This window comes from Aurantimonas manganoxydans SI85-9A1 (genome assembly GCF_000153465.1).
Taxonomy (GTDB): domain Bacteria; phylum Pseudomonadota; class Alphaproteobacteria; order Rhizobiales; family Rhizobiaceae; genus Aurantimonas; species Aurantimonas manganoxydans.
Genome location: NZ_CH672387.1, coordinates 2,844,161 through 2,869,820, shown reverse-complemented (window position 1 = coordinate 2,869,820; position 25,660 = coordinate 2,844,161). Strand labels below are relative to the sequence as shown.

Sequence of the window (25,660 nt, the reverse complement as noted above, 5' to 3'; positions counted from 1 at the left end):
GCATGCTTGTGTCCTGCTTCAGGCAAACACCAGAACGCCGAACAGCAGCATGAGCAGCAGGCCCACCAGCACGATGAAGATCAGGATCTTCGCAATGCCGGCAGAGGCACCGGCGACGCCGCGAAAGCCGAGCAGGCTGGCGACGGCGGCGACGATGAGCAGAATGACGATCCATTCGATCATGGTAGTCTCCTAGTGAGGGCGCGGAGGGAACGGGCGCCTGGCGTTTGTATGGGGGGCGAACGCCCCATCGCCCCGGTGGTTCCGATCGGCAACTATCGATGGATACGATTGGTCGTGTCCGGCGGAGGTGGCGATGCTACAGGGACGGCCTAGTTAGTCGTCCGCTGCCCAGGCTCCCGCAATACGCGTTCCGGATCACCCCCATGAAGATTCTCGCTCTCCTCAACCGCGACGGCGGCAGTCTCAAGACGACCGATCTCGGACAACTCACCACCCTGATGCAGGACGAGTTCCGGATGCACGGCCACGAGCTGACCGTGGACGACTGCTCGGGGGACGAAATTGTCGCTGCCATCGGAAAGGCTGCCGAGCGCGAGGATATCGACGTTCTCCTCGTCGGCGGCGGCGACGGAACCGTGTCGGCGGCGGCCACGGCGCTGGCGAACGGGCGCATTGCACTGGGCATCCTGCCGGCCGGCACGATGAACCTCTTCGCCCGCACGTTGCAGATTCCGCTGCCGCTGGATCAGGCGGTGGCCGCGCTCGCGTCGGGCGTCATCACGCCGGTCGACATCGCCTCGGTCAACGGCACGCCTTTTGTGCACCAGTATGCCGTGGGCCTGCATGCCCGCATGGTGCGCATGCGCAAGAAGATCTCCTACGCCTCGCGCCTCGGCAAGATGATGGCGACGACCCGCGCCGTGTTCATGGCGCTGCGGCGCTTCCCGGTGGTCGAGCTGGAACTGGAAATCGACGGCGTCATGCAGCGGATCGCCAGCCCGGCGATCGCCATCTCCAACAATCTCTACGGCGACGGCCATATTCCCTATGCCGACGACCCCAGGGGCGGCGAGCTCGGCATCTATATCTGCATCGACCGCGACCTGCGTTCGGTCCTGAAGGTCGCCGTGGACATCATGCTGGGAACCTGGCGCCAGAATCCGAGCCTGAAGGTGACCTCTGCGCACGAAGTCCGGATTTTCTACCGGGGACGCCACCATCGCAACCGGGCGGTCCGGGATGGCGAACTGGTCGATATCGAGCCGGAAATGACCGTCACGCTGACGCCGAAGGGGCTGAACGTCCTCGCCCCGAGCGACGCGACCTATCTGCGCTGACAGCGCAAGAAGGGGCGCAGCCCGGCTGCGCCCCTTCTCATATCTGCTCTCATGTCGCTGCGGCTGCGGCGATCCGCAATATCAGACCTTGGACGGTCCGGTATCGTCCGGCGCCTGTGCATCCGAGCGCTCGTCGGGATCGAAGCCTGCGGCGTCGAGCGAGCCGTAGCTGTGGCCGCCGCTCGCCAGCATGTTCAGCGCCTCGTTGACCTGCTCGCGCATCGGATCGAACTCGTCGGCGAGATCGATGTTTTCGCGGGTGCCCAGACGCTGGGCGATCGCGTGCAGGCGGGCTTCTCGTTCCTCGATCGGCATCTGACTGTTGTTGATCAGGTCGCTGATCTCGTCCTGCGAGATCGGCTGGGCGATGCCGGGCTGGTCGGCGTCACCGCCGGGCTCCTGATCGACCGCGATCACTTCACTCTGCGGATGTTCGTTCGGATCGGGCATGGCACCTCTCCCTGGGTTGGGCGTCCATGACGGACGCCGATATGCGACCTTACTGGGCGGTCTCGGACTCGGGCGCGGCCGTATCGGAATCCTGCGGCGTCGCAAGTCCGCTGCCGTCCGTCGTCGGCGCCTCGGCCGGCTTTTCGATGGCCTCGCCTTCGACGGCGACATCCGCGTCGGGCATCGTCCAGGCGTAGATGCCGAGCCCGGCAAAAACCACGGCGCACAGGGCAAGGCCGGCGACGAGGATCATCAGCACCGGTGTGCCCTTTTCGCCCTGGCGGGCGCGATCGGGATCGATATTGGACATATGGGTTCCTCCGGACGGCCCCGCCGCGTCTGGGCGGCCGGTGGCGTCGATTGTTGTCAGTCGGCGAGAAGCGTCTCGATCCGGTCGATCGGATGATTGGTCAGCGTCTTGGGTACTTCACCGACGATCCGGTCCTGGACTTCCTTGTGCAGTTCCTGGCGCAATTCGCCGAGAACCCTCGGGGGAGCGACGAGGACAAGCTTCTCGAAGCGGTTCTTGTGAGCCATGCGATAGAGGATATCGCTGAGGTCCTTGGCGAACCGGTCTTCGGCAAGCTGATGCCAGTCGGTCTCCGCCACCGACGAGCGATGCGCCGATCCCTGATCGCCCATCCGTCCGGGGCGATCGGTACCCTGCTCGCGGTCCGGGGGATTGTTCTGTTCCTCGACGCGGCGAACCGCGAAGTTGCGGAGTTCATCATCGCCCTCGTTGCAGAGGAACAGTGCCTTCTGCCCGTCGGCGACGAGGATCCATGTTTCGTGGTCGATGGTCGGAGCTGCCATGGGAACACCTCGTTTCGTTCGAGACCGCGATGAGGATGAGGCTCGGCGCGACCGGGCCGTGGGCGCGCCGAACGTCTCAGTGGTGGCGGCTGTCGCGTTTGTAGGCGGCGATCGCTCGCCACACGCCCCAGCCGCCGGCGGCGACCATGGGCAGGATGAGCAGGCTCTTCTTGCGCTTTACCGTGCCGAGGATCAGCGGCAGGTTGGAGACCGCGGCGACACCGGCGATCGACGCGATGTCACGCTGCAGCCGGTCGTCCGCCCGCTTCTTCGGCGGACGTCGGGCGATGATGACCGCGATGTAGGTCAGGATCACCAGCACCAGGAACACGCCGGCGAAACCGAGTGCGGCCGGAAGCGGGCCGAAGATCTGGGCGAGGTAGACGAACAGCGCCAGAAGCAGCGACATCGCCATCCCGAGGGCGAAGACGGCCATCACGACATAGAGCGCGACGACCCGCTTCATCCGCGCGAGGAAGACGCCCGCCTCGCCGGTGATCAGCTTCGTAACTAGCTGAGAGAGCATGATCAGCGGCGGAAGATGCGCGCGTAGAGATAGCCGGCGGCCGCGGCGATCAGGACGCTCTTGATCGGCTCGGCCCGGACGCGCTCGCTCAGCTGCTCTTCGAGGTCTGACGCTGCGTCCTGAGCCTGCTGGATGTAGCGCTCGCCGCGCTCGCGCACGTCGTCACGCAGGGCGAAGACGTTGCGACGGGCATCGTCGGCCTGGTTGGAGGCCAGCGACTTCAGCGCATCGGTCACGCCGGCGAGATCCTTGCGGAGATGATCGATCTGGGTTTCCAAATCCGCCTTGTCCTCAGCGGTGGAAGCGCCCCCCGGAGTGCCGCCGGACTGGATATTGTGGGGGGTGGTATCGGAAACCATGCTGAACCTCATTCGAAATGAAACTGACGATCCGGTTGTCTCCTCCATTCGGGGGTGAGCGATCCGGTTCTGACTGAAACTGTTTCGAGGGCTTGGGGTTCCCGGTTTCGCGAGGGTTTTCTCGCGATGCAGCGCGGCGCCGCGCTGTTTACTGACGTGGCCTCAGGCGGCGGGCGCGACGCCGATGATCTGGGAGGAGATCGAGTCCGGCCCGTATTCGCCGTCCCCCTCGATGCCGAGAAGTTCGCCGATGCGGGTCCGGGCCCGCGACACGCGGCTCTTGATGGTGCCGACGGCGCATTTGCAGATTTCGGCCGCTTCTTCATAGGAGAAGCCGGATGCGCCGATCAGGATCAGGGCTTCGCGCTGATCGTCCGGCAGCATGTCGAGCGCCTTGCGGAAATCCTGCAGATCCAGATGGCCGTGCTGCTCGGGGTGGCCCGCCAGCTGCATGGCGTGGATCCCGTCGACATCCTGAACCTCGCGGCCCTTCTTGCGCATCTGCGTGTAGAACTCGTTGCGCAGGATGGTGAACAGCCAGGCCTTCAGGTTGGTGCCCGGCTGGAAGGTGTGCTGCTTGTCCCACGCCTTGACGAGGGTCTCCTGCACGAGGTCGTCGGCCCGGTCGAACGACCCGGCGAGCGACGCCGCGAAAGCACGCAGATTCGGGATGATGGCGATCAGATCGCTACGGAAATCCGTCTGTTCTGTCATGGGAGCCTACTTGCTGCCCGCCTTGGACGACGACTCGGCGGCATCCAGCGCATCCAGCAGCGACAGGAAGCGGTCAGGGACCGGCTCGCTCGCGACATCGTCGTAATAGGCCTTCAGACGCTTGCCGATGGCGGACTGGACGCCGGTGTCCGACGAGCGCTCCGATCGCTGTGCGTGGGAAGTCTGCATGCTCTCGTCCTTGCTCTTCCGGTCGTCCATCACGCGTCTCGAAGCACGGTTACGGCAGTCCCGGAGCGCGGCGCTCTGTTCGAATTCGCGTGTCTGGCGTTCGGCATGGTGTGCATTCGTAGCTCGCATTGCTTCCAGTCGAGGCCGGAATATAGACGCAGACATCGGCGCCTCAAGTCCAAGGCAATTTTTGCCCTGGAATCCAAGCGCCGAGGTTTCCATCCGCCTTCAACATCCCATCTGTAAGGGCTGGGAGGCGGATCCGGTTCCCGGTCACGGAACTTTATTTCGACAAGGACGTTTCCGAGCGCATTGTGAACGTGTTTGTCTCGATCGACTCGAGGGGTTTTTATATGTCGATGTCATCCCGCATAGCGCCGCATATTCCGTATCTTCGGCGCTATTCCCGGGCTTTGAGTGGCTCGCAGGCGAGCGGCGACGCTTACGTGGCTGCGGTTCTGGAAGCGCTGATCGCCGATCCGAGCCTGTTCTCGGACGACCAGACGCCGCGCATCTCGCTCTACAAGCTGTTTTCCTCCCTTTGGCAGTCCGTCGAAGTGAACATCCGCGAGGATGCCCCGACCTCGGCCTGGGAAGAGAAGGCGTCGCACAATCTGAAGGCGATCTCGCCGCTGCCGCGGCAGGCGTTTTTGCTCGTCGCCGTCGAGGGCTTCACCTCGGAGGAAGCCGCGACGATCCTGAGCATCGATGAGACGCGCTTTTCCGAGTTGATCGATCAGGCCAGCACCGATATCGGGCGTCAGGTTTCGACCGAGATCATGATCATCGAGGACGAGCCGCTGATCGCGATGGACATCGAGCAGATGGTCGAGAGCCTCGGTCATGCGGTGACGGGCATCGCCCGGACCCACAAGGAAGCGATCGAGCTCTTCGACAAGCAGCGGCCCGGCATGGTGCTGGCCGACATCCAGCTTGCCGACGGCAGCTCGGGCATCGACGCGGTGAACGACATCCTGAACAAGGTGTCGGTGCCGGTGATCTTCATCACCGCCTTCCCGGAGCGGCTGCTGACGGGTGAACGCCCGGAACCGACCTTCCTGGTGACCAAGCCGTTCAATCCCGACATGGTCAAGGCGCTGATCAGCCAGGCGCTGTTCTTCGAGACCGACAAGAAGGCGGCGGCCTGACGGACGTCGCCTGCTGTCCCCGGCGCGGAGCGTGTCGACCCGTGATGGGCCGGACGCGACCCGCCGGGAGCACTTTGCTTGCGGTGCCGCGGGGGCATCGCCCGACACCGGGCGCCGGTCCCCGCGGTCCGGACGGGGCAGGGCGTCGTCGAGGACGGGCGGTCGTTTCGCAAAGCGAGGCGGCAACCCGAATGGTGGCGGACGCGCTCCGTTGTATTCGTGTCGATTGAGCATACGATGTTGGTGAACAAGGTGTTGCGGGCATTGGCGAATACGGAGGTGTCCGTCTTCGCCCAGGATTGTGATCTGCGCTATGCGTGGGTCTACAATGCCGGCGAGTCCTGGCTTGCTCTGGCGGTCGAGGGCATGGCCGATCGCGACATCCTGCCGGTCGGCGCGGCCGAACGCTCCGAAAAGCTCAAGCAGAACGTCATCGACACCCGCAAGCCGGCCCGGTTCGAGCTGTCGACGATCAAGGGCGCGTCCGTGCGCTGGTTCGATATCCGCATCGACGTCGACGAGAACGAGGCCGGCGACGTCTGCGGGATTATCGGCACGTCGGTCGAGATCACCGAGCAGAAACGCCGCGAAGACACGCTCAAGACGCTGCTGCGCGAGCTGTCGCACCGGTCGAAGAATCTCCTGGCGATCATCCAGAGCCTGGCGAGCCAGACCGCGCGGCACTCAGTGACCGTTCCCGAATTCCTTGTTCGCTTTCGCGGCCGTATCCAGTCGCTGGCCTCTTCGCAGGACATCGTCACCGACGCCGACTGGCGCGGCGCCGACCTGATGAGCCTCGTGCGGATGCAGGTCGAGCGCTACGCGCCGGACGGAATGGACCAGATCGTAGTGGACGCGCTCGACGTCTATCTGTCGCCCACGGCGTCGCTCCATGTCGGGCTGGCGCTGCACGAATTGGCGGTGAACGCGGCCTCCTACGGATCGCTGTCGGTTCCCGGCGGCTCCGTCTCGATCCGTGCCAGCTTCGACTGGCGCGGCGACGATCAGGTGATTGTCTTCGTCTGGCAGGAGCGCAACGGGCCGCGGGTGCGGCTGGAGCGCGACCCGCGCTTCGGCACCTCGACGCTCGAGCGCATCGTTCCGAACGCCGTCGGCGGCGAAGCGAGGCTCGAATATCTCCCCGACGGGATCCGCTACACGCTGGTCATCCCGGCGGCGCAATACGAGATCACCTCCAACGGCCGGCGCGATTCCGCCTGACGCCGATTTCGGAAGCCCTACGTAACGTCAGATCCGGGTTCCGCCCCCGTGATCATGTAGTTTCGGAAAAATCGCGATCCGAACCTGTCGCTGTGGAACCTCTCTGCCGAAGGCCCGTTGTAGAGCCAAAGGAGAGGTTCGATGGAACACGTTGCTGCTTTCATGCTGCTGGTCGGATGTTCAGGCGATGCTTCCGTCTGCAAGGAAATTCCGGTTCCCGTCCCCGCTTACGAAACCGTTGCCGAATGCCAGCAGGATCTGGGTCTGCAGATCCGCTTGAGCGGTTCGGAACAGCGCAAGGTCTACGGCGCCTGCAAGGCTGTCGATGAAGAGGTCTTCGAACAGTCCGCGTCCATCGACTGGGCGGTCAGCCGGGACGGCCAGCTGCTGATCACCTTTGATGCCGAGCCGCAGATGGTCGCCTCACGCTAAGGATTGTTCGGCCGAATTGGCCGGGGGATACGATCGTGCACTGGTGATGGAACCAAACTGATAGCGTAGCGTTCCGTGGTGGGACGACTGTGTTTGTGAGAGGTGGAAATATGTTCAAGAAGCTTTCGATCGCGGCTGTCGCCGCACTGACCCTGGCGGCAGCAGGCTGCACGACTGAAGATCGCTACACTGCCGGCGGTGCGGCGCTCGGCGGCCTCGGCGGCGCGGCGATCGGAGCGGGCGTAAGCGGCAATGCCGAGGGTGCCCTGATCGGCGGCGCGATCGGCGCGGCCGGTGGCGCCATCGCGGGTAACGTGATTGGCCGCTCCAAGGAGCGCGACGGTTATTGCCGCTATTCGGACGGTAACATCTACCGCTGCCCGGACGGTTATTGATCACTTCGGGTCTCGCGACCCGCTGACGAGAATGACGGTCGTCGAGCTTGCGCTCGGCGGCCGTTTTTTCGTTTGGGTGCACAGGCAGCTATTCGCGGATCAAGGGAATCTGGCTCACATGACGAAGGATTGCCGTCAGGCATTGGGCAAGCGGCGGCGGCCGGCTCTCATTGCTTGGGGAGCGGGACTGGCCGGCCTGCTGCTCGTCTCGGGATGTTCCGGCACGGGATTGCCGCCGGTCTTCGGCGCGGTCTTCGGACTGGAAGGCGCAGAGGATGCGCCCTACCGCGTCGGGCGCCTTCCAGAGGTTGCCGTGGAGCCGGGCGACCGGGTCATCGGCCAGGCCGCCAATGCCGCCGGCCAGTGCATCTATGTGCGCGGCAATAGCAATCTGCGGTTCCGCTCATCCTGCCCGGATGGCTACAGGCTCTAGCGCTCGCGATCCGCGCCGATCGGGTTCAGTCCGCCTGACTGCGAACGAGCGACACAAACGCGTCGCGATAGCCGTGCGCGGCCGCATCGAGACCGAACTCCATCCGCGCCAGACGATCTCCGCGAACGACTTCGAACCCGAAGCGATCCATGGTCGCGATGCGCCATCCGTCTTCCGAAAGCCCGGCTGACGCCGCCAGCGTGTCGATGGCGTCGCGGTGGTCGTCGTTCATGTGGTCGCGGGCGCGCATTGCCGTCGCCGCGAGTTCCGGCGCAGGCGTGTCGACGAGGTCGCCCCGTTCGAGGGCGAAGGCGCGGGCAAAGCCGCCATTGAGCGAAGCCGTCTCCGGCTCCAGCCGGATCATCCGGAAATCTGCGAAGTCCGCGTAGAGCGCTGCCTTCGGGTGTCGCGCCAGGAAGCGGTCCCGCAGCCCCGGCCGCTCGGGATCGTCCGCTGCCACGACACTGGCGGTTGCGAAAACCGTGAGGCGGGGATGGGCGAGGGGATCGCCCTTGCCGGGGCGCGACACCAGCAGCGAACAGCGCCGGTCGGCGTCGAGCGCCGCGGAATGCAGCGCCAGCGCGGAGACGAGCAGGAGCGGTCGTCCCTGGAAGTCCGTTGCAACGAGAACCAGGCTCGCCGCGGGATGTCCGTCGCCGGGTCGCAGCACCGCCAGCATTCCGTCCCGCGCACCGCGCAGCAGCGATCGTGCCAGTCGCCGGGCCGAATCGTCCACTTGCTGCAGGACGGATGGCGCGGGATCGCCATCGCGCGGCGCGGGATCGCCATCGCGCGGCGCGGGCGTGGCGTCCCTTTCTGCAGGGGCGGCGGAGATCCCGGATGTTGCGGTGCGATCGGTCATCCCGGCAGACTAGCCCGACGTGCGGCGATGCGCATCAGGACGGGCGGCGTTGCATTAAGTCCGGGCATTCCGGTTGGATATCGCCGCCGAGGCACGATATCAGCGCAGAAGCATCAAGCACACGAGCACGGGGCCGAGCCGGGGCGAACGCGCCGGCATCGTCCGCATGGGCCGCAGCATGCCTTCGAAGGCGGTAGCGGATCGGCGGGGGCGGCAAGACCGAAGGAGCCGAGAATGAGCGAAGCGCAGAAGTCGCGCATCCTGACCATCCTGAAAGCGATGGACGCGCCAGACGGCAAGGGCGACGTCGTTTCCCGCGACATGGTCTCCGACATCTTCATCGCCGACGGCAAGGCGTTCTTCTCGCTGTCGGTTCCCACGACCGAAGCGGAGCGCTTCGAACCGTTCTGCCGCAGCATCGAAAGTGCCGTTGCGGGCGTCGAAGGGATTACCAGCGCACTGGTCGCGCTGACCGCCGAACGCCCCGCCGGCTCGGCGCCCGAGCGGCCGGCACCGTCCGCACGTCCGGGGCAGGCGATCCGGCCGGGCGAGGCGCCATCGTCGCCGGCCCCGCAGCGTCAGCCGTCGCAGAAGCCCGGCATCCCCGGCATTACCCGCATCGTTGCCGTCGCATCGGGCAAGGGCGGCGTCGGCAAATCGACGACAGCGGTCAATCTGGCCCTCGGCTTTGCCGCGGTCGGCATGAAGGTCGGCATTCTCGACGCCGACATCTACGGCCCGTCGATCCCGCGTCTGCTCAATCTGAAAGGCAAGCCGCGCACCTCCGGCGGTCGCGCCATGATCCCGCTCGAGGCCTACGGGCTGAAGGCGATGTCGATGGGCTTCCTCGTCAACGAGGAGGTGCCGATGATCTGGCGCGGGCCGATGGTGATGTCGGCGCTGACCCAGATGCTGCGCGAGGTGGAATGGGGCGAGCTCGACATTCTGGTCGTCGACATGCCGCCGGGCACCGGCGACGCGCAGCTCACCATGGCGCAGAACGTGCCGCTGGCCGGGGCGGTCATCGTCTCGACGCCGCAGGATCTGGCCCTGATCGACGCCCGCAAGGGTCTCGCCATGTTCCAGAAGGTCGATGTTCCCGTGCTCGGCATCGTCGAGAACATGAGCTATTTCATCGCACCCGATACCGGCCATCGCTACGACATCTTCGGCCATGGCGGCGCCCGCGACGAGGCCGAGCGGCTGGGCGTGCCGTTTCTCGGCGAAGTGCCGATCGAGATGGCGATCCGCGAGAGCTCGGACAGCGGCCACCCGGTCGTCGCCGGGGAGCCGGACGGCCCGCATGCCGCCATCTACAAGGACATCGCCGCGCGCACGCTGGCCCGCCTGGAACTGGGGGCTCATGCGGCGCCGGCTCCCGAGATCGTTTTTGAGTAACTGGTCAAAAATTGCGCTTGCATGATTTTTGCAAAACTTGTGGGATGCCGGCCTCCGCGGACTCTCCGTCCGCATCGCTATTCGGGAGATGTCATCCATGAAGTTTGCAACCCGGCTGCTGGCCGCGACCGCGCTGACCATGGCGCTCGGCTCGGCCGCATCGGCCAAGACGCTCGTCTATTGCTCGGAAGGGTCGCCCGAGGGCTTCGATCCGGCGCTCTACACCGCCGGCACCACCTTCGACGCGGCGTCGCGCACGGTCTATAACCGCCTCGTCGAGTTCAAGCACGGCTCCACCGAGATCGAGCCGGGTCTTGCCGAATCCTGGGAAGTCTCCGAGGACGGCACGGAATACACCTTCAAGCTGCGCTCCGACGCGCAGTTCCAGACCACCGACTTCTTCACGCCGACCCGGCCGCTCAACGCCGACGACGTGATCTTCTCCTTCGAGCGCCAGCTGAAGTCCGACAATCCCTGGAACCAGTATGTGACCGGCGCCAGCTGGGAATATGCCAACGGCATGGGCTTCCCGGACCTGATCGAGTCGATCGAGAAGGTCGACGACCTGACCGTCAAGTTCACGCTGACCCGGCCCGAAGCCCCGTTCCTGGCCGATCTGGCGATGGACTTCGCCTCGATCATGTCGAAGGAATATGCCGACAAGCTGGAAGCTGACGGCAACATGGCGACGCTGAACCAGCAGCCGCTGGGCACCGGGCCGTTCCAGTTCGTGGCCTATCAGCCGGACGCCGTGATCCGCTATGGCGCGCATCCGGACTACTGGGCCGGCAAGCAGCCGATCGACGATCTGGTCTTCGCGATCACCACCGATGCGTCGGTCCGCGCCCAGAAGCTGCTGGCCGGCGAATGCCACATCATGCCGTATCCGAACGCCGCCGACGTGGAGTCGATGCAGGCCAATGAGAGCCTGACGGTTCTCGAGCAGGAAGGCCTGAACGTCGCCTATCTCGCCTACAATACGACCCAGGCGCCCTTCGACAAGGTCGAGGTCCGCAAGGCACTGAACAAGGCGGTCAACAAGCAGGCGATCGTCGACGCCGTGTTCCAGGGCGCCGCCACCGTCGCCAAGAACCCGATCCCGCCGACGATGTGGTCCTATGACGACACCATCGAGGACGACACCTACGATCCGGAAGCCGCCAAGAAGATGCTCGAGGAGGCTGGCGTGACCGATCTCTCCATGAAGCTCTGGGCGATGCCGGTCAGCCGTCCCTACATGCTCAACGCGCGCCGCGCAGCCGAGCTGATGCAGGCCGATCTGCAGAAGGTCGGCGTGACGTCGGAGATCGTCTCCTACGAATGGGGCGAGTATCTGGACAAGTCCAAGGCCAAGGACCGCGACGGCGCGGTGATGCTGGGCTGGACCGGCGACAATGGCGACCCGGACAACTTCCTCGACACGCTGCTCGGCTGCGACGCTGTTGGCGGCAACAACCGCGCCCAGTGGTGCAGCGAGGAGTTCGATTCGCTGGTCAGCAAGGCCAAGGAAACCTCGGACCAGGCCGAACGCGTCGAGCTCTACAAGCAGGCGCAGAAGGTCTTCAAGGAAGAGGCGCCCTGGATGACCATCGACCATTCGACGGTGTTCATGCCGATGCAGAAGCCGGTTCAGAACTTCGTTCAGGACCCGCTGGGCTATCACCGCTTCGACGGCGTCGACATCGCCGAGTAACTTCGACGCGACATTGCGAGGATGGAACGGGGCGGCATCGAGCCGCCCCGTTTGCGTTGGGCGCCGGGCATCCGTCGCCGATGCCGTGGCGGAATGCTAAGCGGTTGAAAAGACGCAGAACTCCCGCCGTTTGCGGGTTCGCTTTGGTGCCGGGATGGTGTAGGACGCTGCCGCGAGACCGCTACCGGCCTCACCCAAAACATGCGACAAGCCAATATGCAGCGCTTTCTTCTCTCCCGACTACTGGTCCTGATCCCGACCTTCATCGGTGTCTCGATCGTCGCCTTCGCCTTCATCCGGCTTCTGCCAGGCGATCCCGTGGCGCTGATGGCCGGCGAGCGGGTCATGGACCCCGAGCGCCACGCGGCGATCATGCAGCAACTCGGCTACGACCGGCCTCTCTTCGTCCAGTATTTCGATTATCTGTTCGGGCTGTTCCAAGGCGATTTCGGGACCTCGATCGTCACCAAGCGCGGCGTGGCCGGCGAGTTCTTCACGCTGTTCCCGGCAACGCTGGAACTGTCCTTCTGCGCCATCGTGATCGCCATCTGCCTCGGCATTCCGGCCGGCGTGATCGCGGCGGTGAAGCGCGGCTCCTGGTTCGACCAGAGCGTCATGGGCGCGGCGCTCGTCGGCTATTCCATGCCGATCTTCTGGTGGGGCCTGCTGCTGATCATCCTGTTCTCCGGCACCCTGCAGTGGACACCTGTCTCCGGCCGCATCTCGCTGCTCTACTATTTCCCCGCCGAGACCGGCTTCATGCTGATCGATTCGCTGCTGTCGGGTCAGAAGGGCGCCTTCACCTCGGCGCTCTCGCATCTCGTCCTGCCGTCGATCGTGCTTGCGACGATCCCGCTCGCCGTCATCGCCCGGCAGACCCGGTCGGCCATGCTGGAGGTTCTCGGCGAGGACTATGTCCGCACCGCCCGTGCCAAGGGTCTGGCCCGCAAGCGCGTGGTCGGTGTCCATGCGCTGCGCAACGCGCTGATCCCGGTCGTCACCACCATCGGCCTGCAGGTCGGCGTGCTCATGGCAGGCGCGATCCTCACCGAGACGATCTTTTCGTGGCCCGGCATCGGCAAGTGGATGGTCGACAGCGTCTTCCGGCGCGACTACCCGGTCGTCCAGGGCGGCCTGCTGCTGATCGCCATGATGATCATGCTCGTCAACCTGATCGTCGATCTCCTGTACGGCGTCATCAATCCCCGCGTTCGGGCGAAGTAGGAGGCGAGCGATGAGCCATATCGAAGCCCAGGAAGCCGCCGAAGGCGTTGGCGCCGACATTCCGGACCGCAAGCCGGCCAAGAGTGTGCGCCGGCAGATGCTGGCCGAGTTCTGGTTCTATTTCTCCGAGAACAAGGGCGCGGTGGTCGGCCTCGCCGTGTTCCTGACGATCGTGTTCATCGCCCTGGCGGCTCCGCTGCTGGCGCCCCATTCGGCCGTGCTGACGAATTCCAACGCGCAACTGCTGCCGCCGGCCTGGCAGGAAGGCGGCCAGTGGGCGTATTTCCTCGGCACCGACGCGATCGGGCGCGATATCCTCTCGCGGCTGATCTACGGCTCGCGCTATTCGCTGTTCATCGGCGTCGTGGTCGTCGTCATCGCGGTGAGTGTCGGCATCGCCGTTGGCCTGATCGCCGGCTATGTCGGCGGCTGGGTCGACACGGTGATCATGCGGGTGATGGACATCATCCTCGCCTTTCCCTCGCTGCTGCTGGCGCTGGTTCTCGTGGCCGTGCTCGGGCCGGGCCTGACCAATGCGATGATCGCCATCTCGCTCGTCCTGCAGCCGCATTTCGTCCGCCTGACGCGCGCCTCGGTGATGGCCGAGAAGCAGCGCGAATACGTCACCGCCGCCCGCGTCGTCGGCGCCGGGCCGCTGCGGCTGATGCTGGTGACGATCCTGCCCAATTGCCTTGGCCCTCTGATCGTCCAGGCGACCCTGTCCTTCTCCAACGCCATTCTCGACGCCGCGGCGCTCGGCTTCCTCGGCATGGGCGCGCAGCCGCCGACGCCCGAATGGGGCACCATGCTGGCCGAGGCACGCGAGTTCATCCTGCGCGCCTGGTGGGTGGTGACCTTCCCGGGCCTCGCCATCCTGATCACGGTGCTCGCGATCAACCTCGTCGGCGACGGCCTGCGCGATGCGCTGGACCCGAAGATGAAGCGAAGCTGACAGCCATGCCCCTGCTTTCCATCCGCAATCTGTCGGTGACCTTCGACACCGCCTCCGGTCCGTTCAAGGCGGTCGACGGCATCGATCTCGTCATCGATTCCGGCGAGGTGCTCGGCATCGTCGGCGAATCCGGTTCCGGCAAGTCCGTGGCCATGCTCGGCCTGATGGGCCTGCTGCCGCCGTCGGCCACCGTGACCGCCGACGAGATCGCCTTCGAGGGGCGCGACATGCAGGCGATGTCGGCCCGCGAGCGCCGCAAGATCATCGGCCGCGACATCGCGATGATCTTCCAGGAGCCGGTGGCCAGCCTCAACCCGTGCTTCAATGTCGGCTACCAGATCAAGGAAGCGCTGAAGGCGCATACCGATCTCGACCGCAAGGCGCGGCAGGCGCGGGCCGTCGAGCTCTTGCAGCTCGTCGGCATTCCCGAACCCGAGCGGCGGCTGACGGCATTCCCGCACCAGCTCTCGGGCGGCATGAGCCAGCGCGTGATGATCGCCATGGCCACCGCCTGCAATCCCAAGCTGCTGATCGCCGACGAGCCGACCACCGCGCTCGACGTCACCATTCAGGCGCAGATCCTCGATCTTCTGCTCGACCTGCAGAAGCAGCATGGCATGGCAATGATCCTGATCACCCACGACATGGGCGTCATCGCCGAAACCGCCGAGCGGGTGGTGGTGCAATATGCCGGCCAGCAGGTCGAGCGCCAGCCGGTGGCGACCCTGTTCGACGAGCCGCATCACCCCTATACGGCGGCGCTTCTCTCGGCGATCCCCGAGCGGGCGACCGGCACGCGCCTGCCGACCATTCCGGGTGTGGTGCCGGGGCAGGGCGACCGCCCGGATGGCTGCCTGTTCAATCCGCGCTGCCCCAAGGCCGACGATGTGTGCCGCACGGTTGTGCCGCCGCGACAACCGCCGGCGCTGGGCGAGGCGCTCTGCCATTATCCGCTGGGCGCCGATCCGCGTGCGCCGGGCGACGTGCCGGCGGGCTTCGGCCCGGATGGTGGCTTTCAGGAGGGGACGGGCCGCCCCGCCGATATCGCAACGGATCTGCGGGGAGACGCACGATGACCGCAATCGTCACCGCGACCGATCTCAGCCAGTCCTACGAGGTCAGGCGCGGCATGTTCCAGAAGCCGCTCGACCTGCGGGCGGTGAAGGAGGCCAATTTCGTCGTCGAGGAAGGCGAGACCCTCGCCATCGTCGGCGAGTCCGGTTGCGGCAAGTCCACCCTCGCGCGCATGCTGACGATGATCGAGACCCCCTCCGAGGGCGTGCTGGATATCGACGGCGTTCGCGTGTCTGGCAAGGACAAGGGCGACGTCAAGAAGCTCCGCTCCACCGTGCAGATCGTCTTCCAGAATCCCTATGGCGCGCTCAATTCGCGCCAGAAGGTCGGAACGATCATCGAGGAGCCGCTGAAGATCAACACCAACCTGTCGTCGGCCGAGCGGCGCAGGAAGGCCGAGGCGGCCCTAGCCGAGGTGGGACTGCGTCCGGAGCATTACGCCCGCTATCCGCACATGTTCTCCGGCGGCCAGCGTCAGCGCATCGCGATCGCGCGGGCGATCATCCTGGAGCCGAAGATCCTCGTGCTCGACGAGCCGGTCTCGGCCCTCGACGTGTCGATCCAGGCGCAGATCCTGAATCTCCTGGCGGATCTGCAGGAACGGCTCGGCCTCACCTACATCTTCATCAGCCACGATCTGTCGGTGGTCCGGCACGTCGCGGACCGGGTGATGGTCATGTATCTCGGCCGTCCGGTCGAGATCGCGCCGGTCGACGCGCTCTACGCCAACCCGCTGCATCCCTATACGCGGGCGCTGTTGTCGGCGACGCCGGCGACCCGGCCGAGCGACCGCGGCGAGCGTATCCGCCTGTCGGGCGAATTGCCGTCGCCCTTCAACCCGCCGCCGGGCTGTTCGTTCAATCCGCGCTGCCCCTATGCCAACGAGCGCTGCCGCTCCGAGCTGCCGGTGCTGACCCAGCACGGCGAGACCAAGGTCGCCTGTTTCGCGGTGGACGAAGGCCGGCTTCCGCCGCCCTGATCGAGCGGAGCGGTGAACTCCCGCTCAGTTTTTCCGTGACGCTCCGCGGGCCGGCTCTCAGCCGGCCTGGTGCCGCTCCAGCGCGTCGACGATCTCCTGCGGGCCGATCTGGCCGAGGATTTCGCCCTTGCGCGCGACGACCACGGTGCCCTTGCCGTGGCTCACGGCGGACATGACCTTCTGCAGTGGCGTGCCGGGCTCGGCCATCTGGGCGACACTGGCAGGGCTCGCCTCGCCGGTGCGGTCGTAGGGCTTCATAACGTCGGCCGCGGTCAGGACGTTGAGCGGGTTCATGTGGGCGACGAAGTCCGCGACATAGTCGTCGGCCGGGCGCAGCACGATGTCCTGCGCGGTGCCGACCTGGACGATGCGGCCACCTTCCATGATCGCGATGCGATTGCCGATCTTGAATGCCTCGTCGAGATCGTGGCTGACGAAGATGATGGTCTTCTTCAGCCGCTGCTGGATTTCCAGAAGCTCGTCCTGAAGCCGCGAGCGGATCAGCGGATCGAGGGCCGAGAACGGCTCGTCCATCAGGAGGATCGGCGCATTGGTGGCGAAGGCGCGGGCAAGGCCGACGCGTTGCTGCATGCCGCCGGACAGTTCGCCGACGCGGCTGTCGACCCAGTCGCCGAGGCCGACGAGCTCGAGCTGCTCGACGACGCGCTCGCGTCGCTGGCTGCGCGGCACGCCGGAAAACTCCAGCCCGAGGCCGACATTGTCGGCGACCGTGCGCCAGGGCAGCAGGGCGAATTGCTGGAACACCATCGCGACTTCGTGGCGGCGCAGATCCCGCAGCCGCTTGGCACCGCAATCCTTCGGATCGACGATGCCTTTGCCCGTATCGATCAGCACCTTGCCGCGGGTGATCGGGGCAAGACCGTTGACCGCCCGCAGGAGCGTCGACTTGCCGGAGCCCGACAGGCCCATCAGCACCGCGATCTCGCCCTCCTGTATGTCGAGGGAAGCATCGGCAACGCCGAGGGTCACGCCGGTCTCGTCGCGGATCTCGGCGCGGCTCTTGCCGGCATCGACCAGCGGCAGCGCCTGCTCGGGATTGCGACCGAAGACGATCGAGACGTTCTGGAAGGATACGATCGGGCTCATGAACGGCCTTCCTCGTCGATGCGGAAGAAGCGGTCGAGGATGATCGCCAGAAGCACGATCGCCAGCCCGGCCTCGAAGCCCTGACCGATATTGATCGTGTTCAGGGCGCGCAGCACCGGCACGCCGAGGCCCGGTGCGCCGACGAGGGCGGCGATCACCACCATCGACAGGGACAGCATGATGGTCTGGGTCAGCCCGGCCATGATCTGCGGCAGGGCGTAAGGGATCTCGATGGTCATCAGCCGCTGCATCGGCGTTGCGCCGAAGGCGTCACCCGCTTCGAGAAGCTGGCGCGGCGTCGAGGCGATGCCGAGCCGCGTCAGCCGGATCGGCGAGGGCAGGGCGAAGATAACCGTCGCCACGAGGCCCGGCACCAGGCCGAGGCCGAACAGGATCAGCGCCGGGATCAGATAGACGAAGGTCGGGATCGTCTGCATCAGGTCGAGGATCGGCCGCAGGATGGCGTAGAGCCATTCGCGCCGGGCGGCCGCCACGCCCACCGGCACGCCTATGAGCATGCACACGGCGGTCGAGGCCAGCACCAGCGCCAGTGTCTCCGTCGTCTCCTCCCAGAAGCCGAGATTGATGATCAGCAGCAGTCCGGCCACCGTGAAGATGACGATCGGGATCGAGCGCCGTGCGGCATAGGCAATGGCGGCGAAGACCGCGACGACAATGAGCGGATGCGGCCATTGCAGGATGAACAGAATGGCTTCGATGAAGGCGCCCAGCCCGTCGCGGATCGCGTCGAAGAGGAACGTGAAATTGGCGGTCAGCCAATCGACGAAGGCTTCGGCGTAATCGCCGATGGGGAGCGGGTGATCTACGAGCCACTGCACGGGCAATAGGGTCCTTCAGGTCGCGTCACGGCGGCTGAAGCGCCATAACGGCAGATGTTGGCGCGAGTCTGGCCGTTTCGGCCGGGCGCCCGGAACCAGATCGGGCGCCCCGTGCGGGACGCAGTCGGGACCACAAGCGGCCCGGCCTGCCAATGCCACGGAAGGCCGGCGCCAGCCGGCCCTCGTCAGGCATTCTGCGGCTTACGACAGACCGAGATAGGCCTTGACCGCCGGCAGGCCATCTTCGCCGTCCTTGGTCTTTACGCCCTCCAGCCAGGTGCCGATCTGGTCGGGATTGGCCTTCAGCCATGCCTGGGCCGCCGCTTCCGGCTTCTCGCCATCGTCGAGGATCGCGCCCATCACGGCGTTCTCCATCTCCAGCGAGAAGGTCAGGTCGGAGAGCAGGGCGCCGACATTCGGGCACTCCTCGAGATAGCCCTTGCGTACGGTGGTGTGGACCGTGGCGCCGCCGAAGTCGGGGCCGAAGAAATCGTCGCCGCCGGCCAGATACTGCAGCTCGAAGTTCTTATTCATCGGATGCGGTGCCCAGCCGAGGAAGACGATCGCATCCTCGGAGCGGGTGGCGCGGGCGACCTGGCTGAGCATGCCCTGCTCGGAGGATTCCACGATGTCGAAGTCGCCGAGATCGAAGGCGCCCTTCTCGATCATGTCGAGGATCAGGCGGTTGCCGTCATTGCCCGGCTCGATGCCGTAGATCTTGCCGTCCAGCTGGTCGGAGAACTTGGCGATGTCGGCGAAGCTCTTGAGCCCCTCGTCGAACAGGTACTGCGGCACCGCCAGCGTGTATTTGGCGCCGGTCAGGTTGGTCTTGACGTCCTCGACCGACCCGTCCTCGAGATAAGGCGCGATATCGGCCTGCATGGAGGGCATCCAGTTGCCGAGGAAGACGTCGATGTCCTCGTTCTTCATGGAGGCGAAGGTGACCGGCACCGACAGGACCTTGGTGTCGGTGTCGTAGCCGAGGCCCTTGAGGATTTCCGTCGTGACGGCGGTCGTCGCCGTGATGTCCGTCCAGCCGACATCGGAGAAGCGGACCGTCGAACAGGACTCCGCTTCCTGGGCGAGCGCCGGGGTTCCGATGAAAGCGGTGCCGAGCATGGCGGCTGCGAACATTCGGGAAAGCTTCATGGGAATCGTCTCCTGATCGGCAGGCCGGGGACGCTGGCACGCCCCGCTGCTGCATGAATGTGATGGCGATTGTTATTGCCGCGGTAGCCTGTGAACGCAACAGTTCGCAGGACTTATTGTCGGCCATGACAGCGCCTTGCACCGCCTCGAACAGCCGGTAATTCCGGGCTTTCCCGGCTGGATGCGGGGGGGCGGCCTACACGCCGTTCGGGCATTTTCCGCAATGGTGGGTATGTCTCCTCAGGGCATCAACTGTGCGAATTTGGCACGGTCCGTAGCAAAATAGTGACAGCGTCTTGCGGCGACTTGGGTTACAGTCTGGTTATTGCGGTATTGGACGGACGGGGAGCCCGACTTCATCCTCCCTGTTGACGGGCTCGTTCGACACCACAGCCGCGATACCGATCCGAGTGCGGTGTTCCTCCTCCCAACGCCGCCCATCGTGATCATGGAATGAAGAGCCCGGTGCGCCTGCGCCCGGGCTCTTTCCGTTTCGGTCTTCCGGCATCCGCCATGGCCAGCCGGCTTCCAGCGCGGCCGCCGCACCAAGTGCGGCTTATCGCGGGATAGGAAATCCTGACGCGGGCAGGCATTGGCATTGGCGCATCAGGCTGCCTATGGTCGCCTGCGAGGCAGACCAGACAGGGAGAACCGGGCTTGGCCGAGATCAAAACCGACATCGCCATTGCGCGTGCCGCGGCGAAGAAGCCGATCCGCGAGATCGCAGCCAAGCTTGGCATCGCGGAAGAGGACATCGTCCCCTACGGCCACGACAAGGCAAAGATCTCCGCCCCGTTCATCAAGTCGCTGCAGGATCGGCCGGACGGCAAGCTGATCCTCGTCACCGCGATCAATCCGACGCCGGCCGGCGAGGGCAAGACCACCACCACGGTCGGCCTCGGCGACGGCCTCAACCGGATCGGCAAACGCGCCGCGATCTGCATCCGCGAAGCCTCGCTCGGCCCCAATTTCGGCATGAAGGGCGGTGCGGCCGGCGGCGGCTATGCGCAGATCGTGCCGATGGAGGACATGAACCTCCACTTCACCGGCGACTTCCACGCCATCACCACGGCCCACAATCTCCTGTCGGCGATGATCGACAACCACATCTACTGGGGTAACGCCCTGGAGATCGACACCCGCCGCGTGACCTGGCGTCGGGTGATGGACATGAACGACCGGGCGCTGCGCGGCATCGTGGCCTCCCTCGGCGGTGTCGCCAACGGGTATCCGCGCGAGACCGGCTTCGACATCACCGTCGCCTCCGAGGTCATGGCGATCCTGTGCCTGGCCAAGGACCTCGCTGATCTGGAAAAACGCCTGGGCGCGATCATCGTCGGCTACCGCCGCGACAAGAGCGCGGTCTATGCGCGCGACCTGAAGGCGGACGGCGCCATGGCGGTCCTCCTCAAGGACGCCATGCAGCCCAACCTCGTGCAGACGCTGGAGAACAACCCGGCCTTCGTCCATGGCGGCCCCTTCGCCAACATCGCCCATGGCTGCAATTCGGTGGTCGCCACGACGACGGCGCTGAAACTGGCCGACTATGTGGTGACCGAAGCCGGCTTCGGCGCCGATCTCGGTGCCGAGAAGTTCTTCGACATCAAGTGTCGCAAGGCCGGGCTGAAGCCGGCCGCGACCGTGATCGTCGCCACCGTCCGGGCGCTGAAGATGAATGGCGGCGTCGCCAAGGACGCGCTGGGGACCGAGGATGTCGAAGCGGTGACGCGCGGCTGCGCCAATCTGGGCCGGCATATCGAGAACATCCGCCAGTTCGGCGTGCCCGCCACCGTGGCCATCAATCATTTCGTCACCGACACGGATGCCGAGATCGAGGCCATCAAGGCCTATGTCGCGGAACTCGGCGAGGAGGCCATCGTCTGTCGTCACTGGGCCGACGGCTCGGCCGGTATCGAGGAGCTGGCGCATCGGGTCGTTGCGCTGGCCGACAGCGGTGCGTCGCAATTCGCGCCGCTCTATCCGGACAAGATGAGCCTGTTCGACAAGATCGAGACGGTGGTCAAGCGCATCTATCGCGGCGCCGAGGCGACCGCCGACAAGAGCGTGCGCGACCAGCTCGCCGCCTGGGAGGAGGCCGGCTATGGCGACCTGCCGGTCTGTATGGCCAAGACGCAATATTCCTTCTCCACCGACCCGACCCTGCGCGGCGCCCCGGACGGCCACACCGTCCACGTCCGCGAAGTGCGTCTGTCCGCCGGCGCCGGCTTCGTCGTCGCCATCTGCGGGGAGATCATGACCATGCCGGGCCTGCCGTCGAAACCGGCTGCCGAGACCATCCGTCTGAACGCCGACGGCGAGGTCGAGGGGCTGTTCTGATCGCCGAGAGGGACAGGCCGTCTCGCGATCGTCCGTCATGACAGCGTTGCCGTCCTTCGCATAGGACCGTAGCTCCGGGAACCGGTGTGCGGGCGGCTCGCCCTTTGCGCCCGCCCGCACTATTCTCCGGCCGTCCGCAGTCCAGCCATGAGCCTTGCATGTCCGCCATCTCGCTCGCCGCCGTCACCAAACGCTTCGGCGAGACCGCGGCCGTCGACGACGTCTCCCTCGAGATCCGGGCGGGCGAGTTCGTCGCACTGCTCGGCGCGTCGGGCTGCGGCAAGACGACCCTGCTTCGCCTGATCGCCGGATTCGACACGCTGTCCGGCGGTGCGATCCGCTTCGACGGGGCGCTGGTGGCCGGCGGCGGCCGGCACGTGCCGCCGGAGGACCGCAATGTCGGCATCGTCTTCCAGTCCTATGCGCTCTGGCCGCATATGAGCGTGGCCGAGAATGTCGGCTATCCGCTGCGGGTGCGCCGCCTGAAGGGCGCGGCGCGAGCCGGCAAGGTCGCCGAGGCGCTGGCGGCGGTCGATCTGACCGGTTTCGAGGCGCGGCGTCCGGCCGATCTGTCCGGCGGCCAGCGCCAGCGAGTTGCGCTGGCGCGGTGCCTCGCCATGGACCCGGCGGTGGTGCTGCTCGATGAGCCGCTGGCCAATCTCGACGTCAATCTGCGTGCCTCGATGGAAGACACCTTCCGCGAGTTCCACCAGCGCACCGGCGCGACCATGGTCTATGTCACCCACGACCAGGCCGAGGCGATGGCCATGGCCGACCGGGTTGCGGTGATGGAGGCGGGCCGGATCCTGCAGGTCGCGGACCCTGTGACGCTGTATGCCGAGCCGGGCTCGCAGCAGGTGGCCCGGTTCGTCGGCAACGGCCAGATCGTCGACGGCCGGATCCTGCGCGGCCTCGGGCCGGATCGCATCGCCGTCCAACTGTTCGGTAGCGAGGTGGCGGTGCGGTGCAATCCGGACGCCATGCCGGCGGCCGGCGCCACAGTGCTTTTGTGCCTGCGGCCCGAGCATCTGGAGCCGACCGAGGGCGCCGGCTTTGCCGCGACCGTCCGCAAGGCGACCTTCAAGGGCTCGCATGTGATCCTCGACGTGTCGCCGGAGGCGGCGCCCGAGACCGTGCTGCCGGTCTGGGCCCCGCACCTGGCGGCCATCGGCAGCATGATCCGGGTGCGGGCGAAGGATGGCTGGCTGCTGCCGTCCGGTCACGCCGCTGCGGTGAAGCCGGCACGCGCGGCCTGACCCGGCGATCCGGCGGTCAGTCGGTCCAGGGCAGGACGCCGCGCGGCAGGCGGCGCGCAAGAAGCGCCGTCCCGCCCATGATCGCGACGATGGCCACCACGGTGACCGCCGCCACCGCTGACGCCAGCACCGTCGCGCCGGAATCATCGAGATTGAAGACCACGACGCCGAGCGTCTCGTTGCCCGCCGACCACAGCAGCGCCGAGACGGTCAGTTCGTTGAAGCTGGTCATGAAGGTGAGGATCGCGCCCGCCGCGGCGGCCGGCGCGAGCAGCGGGAAGACCACCGTGCGCAGCCGGAACAGATAGCGCGCGCCGGTCATGCGCGCAGCTTCCTCCAGCGCCCGGTCCACCTGCTGCACCGCCCCCACGACGGGGCGCAGCGACAGGGTGAGGAAGCGCGCCAGATAGGCGAAAAAGATGATCCAGATCGTGTTGTAGAGGCTGATGCCGAGCACCGGCAGCGGCATGATGAAGATCAGGATCGCGGCGATGCCGAGCACGATGCCCGGCAGGGCGTAGGGCAGTTCCGCCATCATCGCCAGGGCATCCAGAAGCCGGCTCTTGCGCCACACCACGAAGGCCGCGAAGGGCACGCAGACCGCGACGAGAAACAGCGATGTGCCGGCCGCCAGAAGGAACGAGTTGCGGAAGGCGCGCACGGTGGAATCCTGCCGGAACAGCACCTCGGCGTAGTTGGACAGCGTCACCGTCTGGCCGGTCAGCGGCACGCCATAGGCCGTGACCAGCGAGGTGGCGACGAGCGCGATCAGCGGCACCACCAGAATGGCGACGATGATCGCCCAGGCGAGCGCCTCGATCGGTCCGCGCCAGCGGCCGAGCGCGTAGCGCAGCGCCTGCGCAGGTGCGCCGACGGTGCGATAGTCGCGCTTGCCGATGACCAGTGCCTGCACGGCGAAGCCGACGAAGGCGAGGGCGCCGACGACGATCGACAGCACCGCGACCTCCGAGATGATCGACGGGCCGAAGCTCGCCAGCCGCTGATAGATCAGGGTCGGCAGAACGGTGTAGCCGGCCGGAATGCCGAGCAGGGCCGGAATGCCGAAATTGCCGACGGCCGAGACGAAGGCCAGGGCACCGCCGGCGACCAGCGGCGGGGTCATCATCGGCAGGACGATGGTCGCCATCACCCGGAGCCGGCCGGCACCGCAGGCGCGTGCCGCCTCGATCATCTCGCGCGGCAGGCCGCGCAGACCGGCGCGCACGGCGAGAAACACCAGCGGCGCATGCTGGATGCCGAGCAGCAGGACGATGCCGCCGGGGCTGTAGATCGGGTTTGGCGAGCCGAGCGGCGGGGCGAGGCCGAGCGTGATCAGGAGCGGGCTCGCCGGCCCGAACAATTGCGCCCAGGATAGCGCAGTCACCTGCGGCGGGATCATCAGCGGCAGCAGGAAGCAGAACACCAGCGCCGCCTTGGCGCGGATATCGGTGAGGGCGACGATCAGCGCGAAGAGCGTGCCGAGAACAAGCGAAATCGCGGTGCCGAGCGTTGCCGTGACCAGCGAGTGCCAGGCCGCCGTCCAGGTGGAACCGGCGGTGAGCACGGAGCGGATATTGGCAAGGTCGGGCGTGCCGCCGGGCGCGAAGGCCTCGATGACGAGCCGCGTGACCGGCAGGACGCTCACGAGGCCGACGAAAACGACGAGAACGACGAGAGTGATGCTCTCGCCGTTCCAGCGTCTGGCAATGGAAGTGATGGCGGGCAGAGGTCAGCCGCCGAAGAGTTCGGCGAAGCGCTTCTTGTTCGCGTCCTCGTCGGCCAGCGCCTTGGCCGCATCGAAGGGCATCAGCTTGATCGCGTCGCGGGCCGGGAATCCGGCGGGCGCCTCGACGCCGTCGCGGGCCGGCAGATAGCCCTGGCTCGCCGCCAGCTTCTGACCGTCCTCGCTGAGGACGAAATCGACGAAGGCCTTTGCGGCCTCCGGGTTCTGCGCCGTTTTCAGGATCGCGACCGGCTCGGTGACGGCGGAAACGCCTTCCTTGGGGAAGACGAAATTGACCGGCGAGCCGTTCGCAGCTTCCCGGATCGGCAGGAAGTCGACGATCACGCCGTAGGCCTTCTCGCCGCCGGCGACCGCCTTCAGGACGCCGCCATTGCCGCCGGACGCCGTGGCGCCGTTCTCGGCGAGCGCCGCGACATAGTCCCAGCCCAGATCGGGGTTCTGGGTGAGCGTGGCCAGATGCACCAGCGCGGCGCCCGAGGTCAGCGGGCTCGGCATGGTCGTCTGGCCCTGAAGCGCGGGGTCCGCCAGATCCTTCCAGGAGGACGGCGTGGTCTCGGCGCGGGTGTTGTTGACGATGCCGGTGGTGATCAGCTTGGTCGAGAAATAGGTCTTGTCGGTGTCGAACAGGCCGTCCGCGAAGCCAGTCGTGTCGGCGTCGGCATAGGGCATCAGCCGGTCGTCGCGCTTCAGCCCTTCCATGGTCACGCTGTCGGCGATGAGCAGCACGTCCGGCTGCGGATTGCCGGCGGCGAACTCGGCTTGCAACTTGGCCATGATCTTGGTCGTGCCGTCGCGGACCCATTCCACGTCCACATCGGGATGCTTCGCCTTGAAGGCGTCGACGGTCGCCTGGGCGTCCTCGTTCGGCTGGCTCGTATAGAGCACCAGCTTGCCGGACTGGGCGAAGGCCGTGCCGGAGAGGAGAATGGCGGCGAGAGTGGCGGCAGCGAAGCCGAGGCTGCGGATCATGGCGGTCTCCTCAGATCGTGTTCGGGGTTCGCGGAAACGTCGGCGCCCCACGGGCAGGGCGACTACAGCGTCACCCGTGACAGGAAGATGACGGGC

Annotated in this window: 28 protein-coding genes; 14 read left to right on the top strand and 14 right to left on the bottom strand. The window is 66.1% G+C overall.

Features of this window, described 5'->3' with window-relative positions; all coding sequences use genetic code 11:
• Positions 1-18 precede the first annotated feature (18 nt).
• The gene (locus SI859A1_RS21035; protein WP_024350361.1) at positions 19-183 is read right to left on the bottom strand and encodes a DUF1328 domain-containing protein; all 165 of its coding nucleotides are present in this window, start codon (positions 181-183) and stop codon (positions 19-21) included.
• Positions 184-386: 203 nt separating this feature from the next.
• Between SI859A1_RS21035 and SI859A1_RS13565 the strand changes: the two genes are divergently transcribed.
• Positions 387-1,301, top strand: coding sequence for a diacylglycerol/lipid kinase family protein (locus tag SI859A1_RS13565; RefSeq protein ID WP_009210306.1), 915 nt, complete (start codon positions 387-389; stop codon positions 1,299-1,301).
• An 81-nt stretch (positions 1,302-1,382) separates the two neighbouring features.
• On the opposite strand, the gene SI859A1_RS13560 is transcribed toward SI859A1_RS13565, so the two are convergent.
• The 7 genes from SI859A1_RS13560 to SI859A1_RS13530 form a co-directional block, all read right to left on the bottom strand.
• Positions 1,383-1,751: a hypothetical protein gene (locus SI859A1_RS13560; protein ID WP_040325825.1), complete on the bottom strand. Its 369-nt coding sequence runs from the start codon at positions 1,749-1,751 to the stop codon at positions 1,383-1,385.
• 49 nt (positions 1,752-1,800) lie between these two features.
• The gene (locus SI859A1_RS13555) at positions 1,801-2,061 is read right to left on the bottom strand and encodes a hypothetical protein (RefSeq protein WP_040325824.1); all 261 of its coding nucleotides are present in this window, start codon (positions 2,059-2,061) and stop codon (positions 1,801-1,803) included.
• Between the two features lie 56 nt (positions 2,062-2,117).
• Positions 2,118-2,564 (bottom strand): host attachment family protein, encoded by a 447-nt coding sequence (locus SI859A1_RS13550; protein ID WP_009210304.1) that lies wholly within the window; start codon positions 2,562-2,564, stop codon positions 2,118-2,120.
• 76 nt (positions 2,565-2,640) lie between these two features.
• Positions 2,641-3,090, bottom strand: coding sequence for a hypothetical protein (locus tag SI859A1_RS13545; RefSeq protein ID WP_040325823.1), 450 nt, complete (start codon positions 3,088-3,090; stop codon positions 2,641-2,643).
• A 2-nt stretch (positions 3,091-3,092) separates the two neighbouring features.
• A complete protein-coding gene (locus tag SI859A1_RS13540) occupies positions 3,093-3,449 on the bottom strand; it encodes an ElaB/YgaM/YqjD family protein (protein WP_040326564.1) in 357 nt (118 codons plus the stop codon).
• Positions 3,450-3,611: 162 nt separating this feature from the next.
• Positions 3,612-4,163, bottom strand: a complete 552-nt coding sequence (locus tag SI859A1_RS13535) for a sigma-70 family RNA polymerase sigma factor (protein ID WP_009210302.1) — start codon at positions 4,161-4,163, stop codon at positions 3,612-3,614.
• A gap of 6 nt (positions 4,164-4,169) precedes the next feature.
• Positions 4,170-4,352, bottom strand: a complete 183-nt coding sequence (locus tag SI859A1_RS13530) for a NepR family anti-sigma factor (RefSeq protein WP_148233847.1) — start codon at positions 4,350-4,352, stop codon at positions 4,170-4,172.
• 353 nt (positions 4,353-4,705) lie between these two features.
• Between SI859A1_RS13530 and SI859A1_RS13525 the strand changes: the two genes are divergently transcribed.
• From SI859A1_RS13525 to SI859A1_RS21500, 5 genes are all read left to right on the top strand, one after another.
• The gene (locus tag SI859A1_RS13525; protein ID WP_009210301.1) at positions 4,706-5,500 is read left to right on the top strand and encodes a response regulator; all 795 of its coding nucleotides are present in this window, start codon (positions 4,706-4,708) and stop codon (positions 5,498-5,500) included.
• Positions 5,501-5,764: 264 nt separating this feature from the next.
• The gene (locus tag SI859A1_RS13520) at positions 5,765-6,721 is read left to right on the top strand and encodes a sensor histidine kinase (protein ID WP_244401001.1); all 957 of its coding nucleotides are present in this window, start codon (positions 5,765-5,767) and stop codon (positions 6,719-6,721) included.
• A gap of 141 nt (positions 6,722-6,862) precedes the next feature.
• Complete coding sequence (locus tag SI859A1_RS13515; RefSeq protein ID WP_040325820.1) at positions 6,863-7,153, top strand: hypothetical protein; 291 nt, start codon at positions 6,863-6,865, stop codon at positions 7,151-7,153.
• 110 nt (positions 7,154-7,263) lie between these two features.
• Positions 7,264-7,548: a YMGG-like glycine zipper-containing protein gene (locus SI859A1_RS13510; protein WP_040325819.1), complete on the top strand. Its 285-nt coding sequence runs from the start codon at positions 7,264-7,266 to the stop codon at positions 7,546-7,548.
• 31 nt (positions 7,549-7,579) lie between these two features.
• Positions 7,580-7,981: a hypothetical protein gene (locus SI859A1_RS21500; protein ID WP_148233846.1), complete on the top strand. Its 402-nt coding sequence runs from the start codon at positions 7,580-7,582 to the stop codon at positions 7,979-7,981.
• A gap of 25 nt (positions 7,982-8,006) precedes the next feature.
• Here SI859A1_RS21500 and SI859A1_RS13500 read toward each other — a convergent pair whose 3' ends face one another.
• A complete protein-coding gene (locus SI859A1_RS13500; RefSeq protein ID WP_081451400.1) occupies positions 8,007-8,843 on the bottom strand; it encodes a HugZ family pyridoxamine 5'-phosphate oxidase in 837 nt (278 codons plus the stop codon).
• A 234-nt stretch (positions 8,844-9,077) separates the two neighbouring features.
• Here SI859A1_RS13500 and SI859A1_RS13495 point away from each other — a divergent pair, with 234 nt between their 5' ends.
• The 6 genes from SI859A1_RS13495 (at position 9,078) to SI859A1_RS13470 (ending at position 16,163) form a co-directional block, all read left to right on the top strand.
• Complete coding sequence (locus SI859A1_RS13495) at positions 9,078-10,241, top strand: Mrp/NBP35 family ATP-binding protein (protein WP_009210297.1); 1,164 nt, start codon at positions 9,078-9,080, stop codon at positions 10,239-10,241.
• 97 nt (positions 10,242-10,338) lie between these two features.
• Positions 10,339-11,934, top strand: a complete 1,596-nt coding sequence (locus SI859A1_RS13490) for an ABC transporter substrate-binding protein (RefSeq protein WP_040325817.1) — start codon at positions 10,339-10,341, stop codon at positions 11,932-11,934.
• 216 nt (positions 11,935-12,150) lie between these two features.
• Positions 12,151-13,158 (top strand): ABC transporter permease subunit, encoded by a 1,008-nt coding sequence (locus tag SI859A1_RS13485; protein WP_009210295.1) that lies wholly within the window; start codon positions 12,151-12,153, stop codon positions 13,156-13,158.
• A gap of 10 nt (positions 13,159-13,168) precedes the next feature.
• Positions 13,169-14,110: an ABC transporter permease subunit gene (locus SI859A1_RS13480; protein ID WP_009210294.1), complete on the top strand. Its 942-nt coding sequence runs from the start codon at positions 13,169-13,171 to the stop codon at positions 14,108-14,110.
• A gap of 5 nt (positions 14,111-14,115) precedes the next feature.
• Complete coding sequence (locus tag SI859A1_RS13475; RefSeq protein WP_009210293.1) at positions 14,116-15,186, top strand: ABC transporter ATP-binding protein; 1,071 nt, start codon at positions 14,116-14,118, stop codon at positions 15,184-15,186.
• On the top strand, positions 15,183-16,163 hold the full coding sequence (locus SI859A1_RS13470; RefSeq protein WP_009210292.1) for a dipeptide ABC transporter ATP-binding protein: 981 nt from the start codon (positions 15,183-15,185) through the stop codon (positions 16,161-16,163). Before SI859A1_RS13475 ends, SI859A1_RS13470 begins: the two co-directional genes overlap by 4 nt.
• A gap of 57 nt (positions 16,164-16,220) precedes the next feature.
• Here the strand turns inward: SI859A1_RS13470 and choV are convergent, their stop codons facing one another.
• The 3 genes from choV to SI859A1_RS13455 form a co-directional block, all read right to left on the bottom strand.
• On the bottom strand, positions 16,221-17,270 hold the full coding sequence (gene choV / locus SI859A1_RS13465; RefSeq protein WP_009210291.1) for a choline ABC transporter ATP-binding protein: 1,050 nt from the start codon (positions 17,268-17,270) through the stop codon (positions 16,221-16,223).
• Positions 17,267-18,109 carry a choline ABC transporter permease subunit gene (gene choW, locus SI859A1_RS13460; protein WP_040325816.1) on the bottom strand — a complete coding sequence of 281 codons (843 nt, stop codon included), beginning with the start codon at positions 18,107-18,109 and terminating at the stop codon, positions 17,267-17,269. The genes choV and choW overlap by 4 nt, the downstream gene beginning before the upstream one ends.
• Positions 18,110-18,310: 201 nt before the next feature.
• A complete protein-coding gene (locus SI859A1_RS13455; RefSeq protein ID WP_009210289.1) occupies positions 18,311-19,258 on the bottom strand; it encodes a choline ABC transporter substrate-binding protein in 948 nt (315 codons plus the stop codon).
• 657 nt (positions 19,259-19,915) lie between these two features.
• Here SI859A1_RS13455 and SI859A1_RS13450 point away from each other — a divergent pair.
• Together SI859A1_RS13450 and SI859A1_RS13445 are read left to right on the top strand one after the other, a co-directional pair.
• Positions 19,916-21,595, top strand: a complete 1,680-nt coding sequence (locus SI859A1_RS13450) for a formate--tetrahydrofolate ligase (RefSeq protein WP_009210287.1) — start codon at positions 19,916-19,918, stop codon at positions 21,593-21,595.
• A 158-nt stretch (positions 21,596-21,753) separates the two neighbouring features.
• Positions 21,754-22,851 carry an ABC transporter ATP-binding protein gene (locus tag SI859A1_RS13445; RefSeq protein WP_009210286.1) on the top strand — a complete coding sequence of 366 codons (1,098 nt, stop codon included), beginning with the start codon at positions 21,754-21,756 and terminating at the stop codon, positions 22,849-22,851.
• A gap of 16 nt (positions 22,852-22,867) precedes the next feature.
• Here the strand turns inward: SI859A1_RS13445 and SI859A1_RS13440 are convergent, their stop codons facing one another.
• Both SI859A1_RS13440 and SI859A1_RS13435 read right to left on the bottom strand, forming a co-directional pair.
• Positions 22,868-24,568, bottom strand: a complete 1,701-nt coding sequence (locus SI859A1_RS13440) for an ABC transporter permease (protein ID WP_040325814.1) — start codon at positions 24,566-24,568, stop codon at positions 22,868-22,870.
• 12 nt (positions 24,569-24,580) lie between these two features.
• Positions 24,581-25,564 carry an ABC transporter substrate-binding protein gene (locus SI859A1_RS13435; RefSeq protein WP_009210284.1) on the bottom strand — a complete coding sequence of 328 codons (984 nt, stop codon included), beginning with the start codon at positions 25,562-25,564 and terminating at the stop codon, positions 24,581-24,583.
• Positions 25,565-25,660 lie beyond the last annotated feature (96 nt).

Excerpts from the sequence above, each read along its gene's own strand:
- SI859A1_RS21035 (WP_024350361.1), bottom strand. The coding sequence starts at position 183 with ATGATCGAATGGATCGTCATTCTGCTCATCGTCGCCGCCGTCGCCAGC.
- SI859A1_RS13565 (WP_009210306.1), top strand. The coding sequence starts at position 387 with ATGAAGATTCTCGCTCTCCTCAACCGCGACGGCGGCAGTCTCAAGACG.
- SI859A1_RS13560 (WP_040325825.1), bottom strand. The coding sequence starts at position 1,751 with ATGCCCGATCCGAACGAACATCCGCAGAGTGAAGTGATCGCGGTCGAT.
- SI859A1_RS13555 (WP_040325824.1), bottom strand. The coding sequence starts at position 2,061 with ATGTCCAATATCGATCCCGATCGCGCCCGCCAGGGCGAAAAGGGCACA.
- SI859A1_RS13550 (WP_009210304.1), bottom strand. The coding sequence starts at position 2,564 with ATGGCAGCTCCGACCATCGACCACGAAACATGGATCCTCGTCGCCGAC.
- SI859A1_RS13545 (WP_040325823.1), bottom strand. The coding sequence starts at position 3,090 with ATGCTCTCTCAGCTAGTTACGAAGCTGATCACCGGCGAGGCGGGCGTC.
- SI859A1_RS13540 (WP_040326564.1), bottom strand. The coding sequence starts at position 3,449 with ATGGTTTCCGATACCACCCCCCACAATATCCAGTCCGGCGGCACTCCG.
- SI859A1_RS13535 (WP_009210302.1), bottom strand. The coding sequence starts at position 4,163 with ATGACAGAACAGACGGATTTCCGTAGCGATCTGATCGCCATCATCCCG.
- SI859A1_RS13530 (WP_148233847.1), bottom strand. The coding sequence starts at position 4,352 with ATGCAGACTTCCCACGCACAGCGATCGGAGCGCTCGTCGGACACCGGC.
- SI859A1_RS13525 (WP_009210301.1), top strand. The coding sequence starts at position 4,706 with ATGTCGATGTCATCCCGCATAGCGCCGCATATTCCGTATCTTCGGCGC.
- SI859A1_RS13515 (WP_040325820.1), top strand. The coding sequence starts at position 6,863 with ATGGAACACGTTGCTGCTTTCATGCTGCTGGTCGGATGTTCAGGCGAT.
- SI859A1_RS13510 (WP_040325819.1), top strand. The coding sequence starts at position 7,264 with ATGTTCAAGAAGCTTTCGATCGCGGCTGTCGCCGCACTGACCCTGGCG.
- SI859A1_RS21500 (WP_148233846.1), top strand. The coding sequence starts at position 7,580 with ATGACGGTCGTCGAGCTTGCGCTCGGCGGCCGTTTTTTCGTTTGGGTG.
- SI859A1_RS13500 (WP_081451400.1), bottom strand. The coding sequence starts at position 8,843 with ATGACCGATCGCACCGCAACATCCGGGATCTCCGCCGCCCCTGCAGAA.
- SI859A1_RS13495 (WP_009210297.1), top strand. The coding sequence starts at position 9,078 with ATGAGCGAAGCGCAGAAGTCGCGCATCCTGACCATCCTGAAAGCGATG.
- SI859A1_RS13490 (WP_040325817.1), top strand. The coding sequence starts at position 10,339 with ATGAAGTTTGCAACCCGGCTGCTGGCCGCGACCGCGCTGACCATGGCG.
- SI859A1_RS13485 (WP_009210295.1), top strand. The coding sequence starts at position 12,151 with ATGCAGCGCTTTCTTCTCTCCCGACTACTGGTCCTGATCCCGACCTTC.
- SI859A1_RS13480 (WP_009210294.1), top strand. The coding sequence starts at position 13,169 with ATGAGCCATATCGAAGCCCAGGAAGCCGCCGAAGGCGTTGGCGCCGAC.
- SI859A1_RS13475 (WP_009210293.1), top strand. The coding sequence starts at position 14,116 with ATGCCCCTGCTTTCCATCCGCAATCTGTCGGTGACCTTCGACACCGCC.
- SI859A1_RS13470 (WP_009210292.1), top strand. The coding sequence starts at position 15,183 with ATGACCGCAATCGTCACCGCGACCGATCTCAGCCAGTCCTACGAGGTC.
- choV (WP_009210291.1), bottom strand. The coding sequence starts at position 17,270 with ATGAGCCCGATCGTATCCTTCCAGAACGTCTCGATCGTCTTCGGTCGC.
- SI859A1_RS13455 (WP_009210289.1), bottom strand. The coding sequence starts at position 19,258 with ATGAAGCTTTCCCGAATGTTCGCAGCCGCCATGCTCGGCACCGCTTTC.
- SI859A1_RS13445 (WP_009210286.1), top strand. The coding sequence starts at position 21,754 with ATGTCCGCCATCTCGCTCGCCGCCGTCACCAAACGCTTCGGCGAGACC.
- SI859A1_RS13435 (WP_009210284.1), bottom strand. The coding sequence starts at position 25,564 with ATGATCCGCAGCCTCGGCTTCGCTGCCGCCACTCTCGCCGCCATTCTC.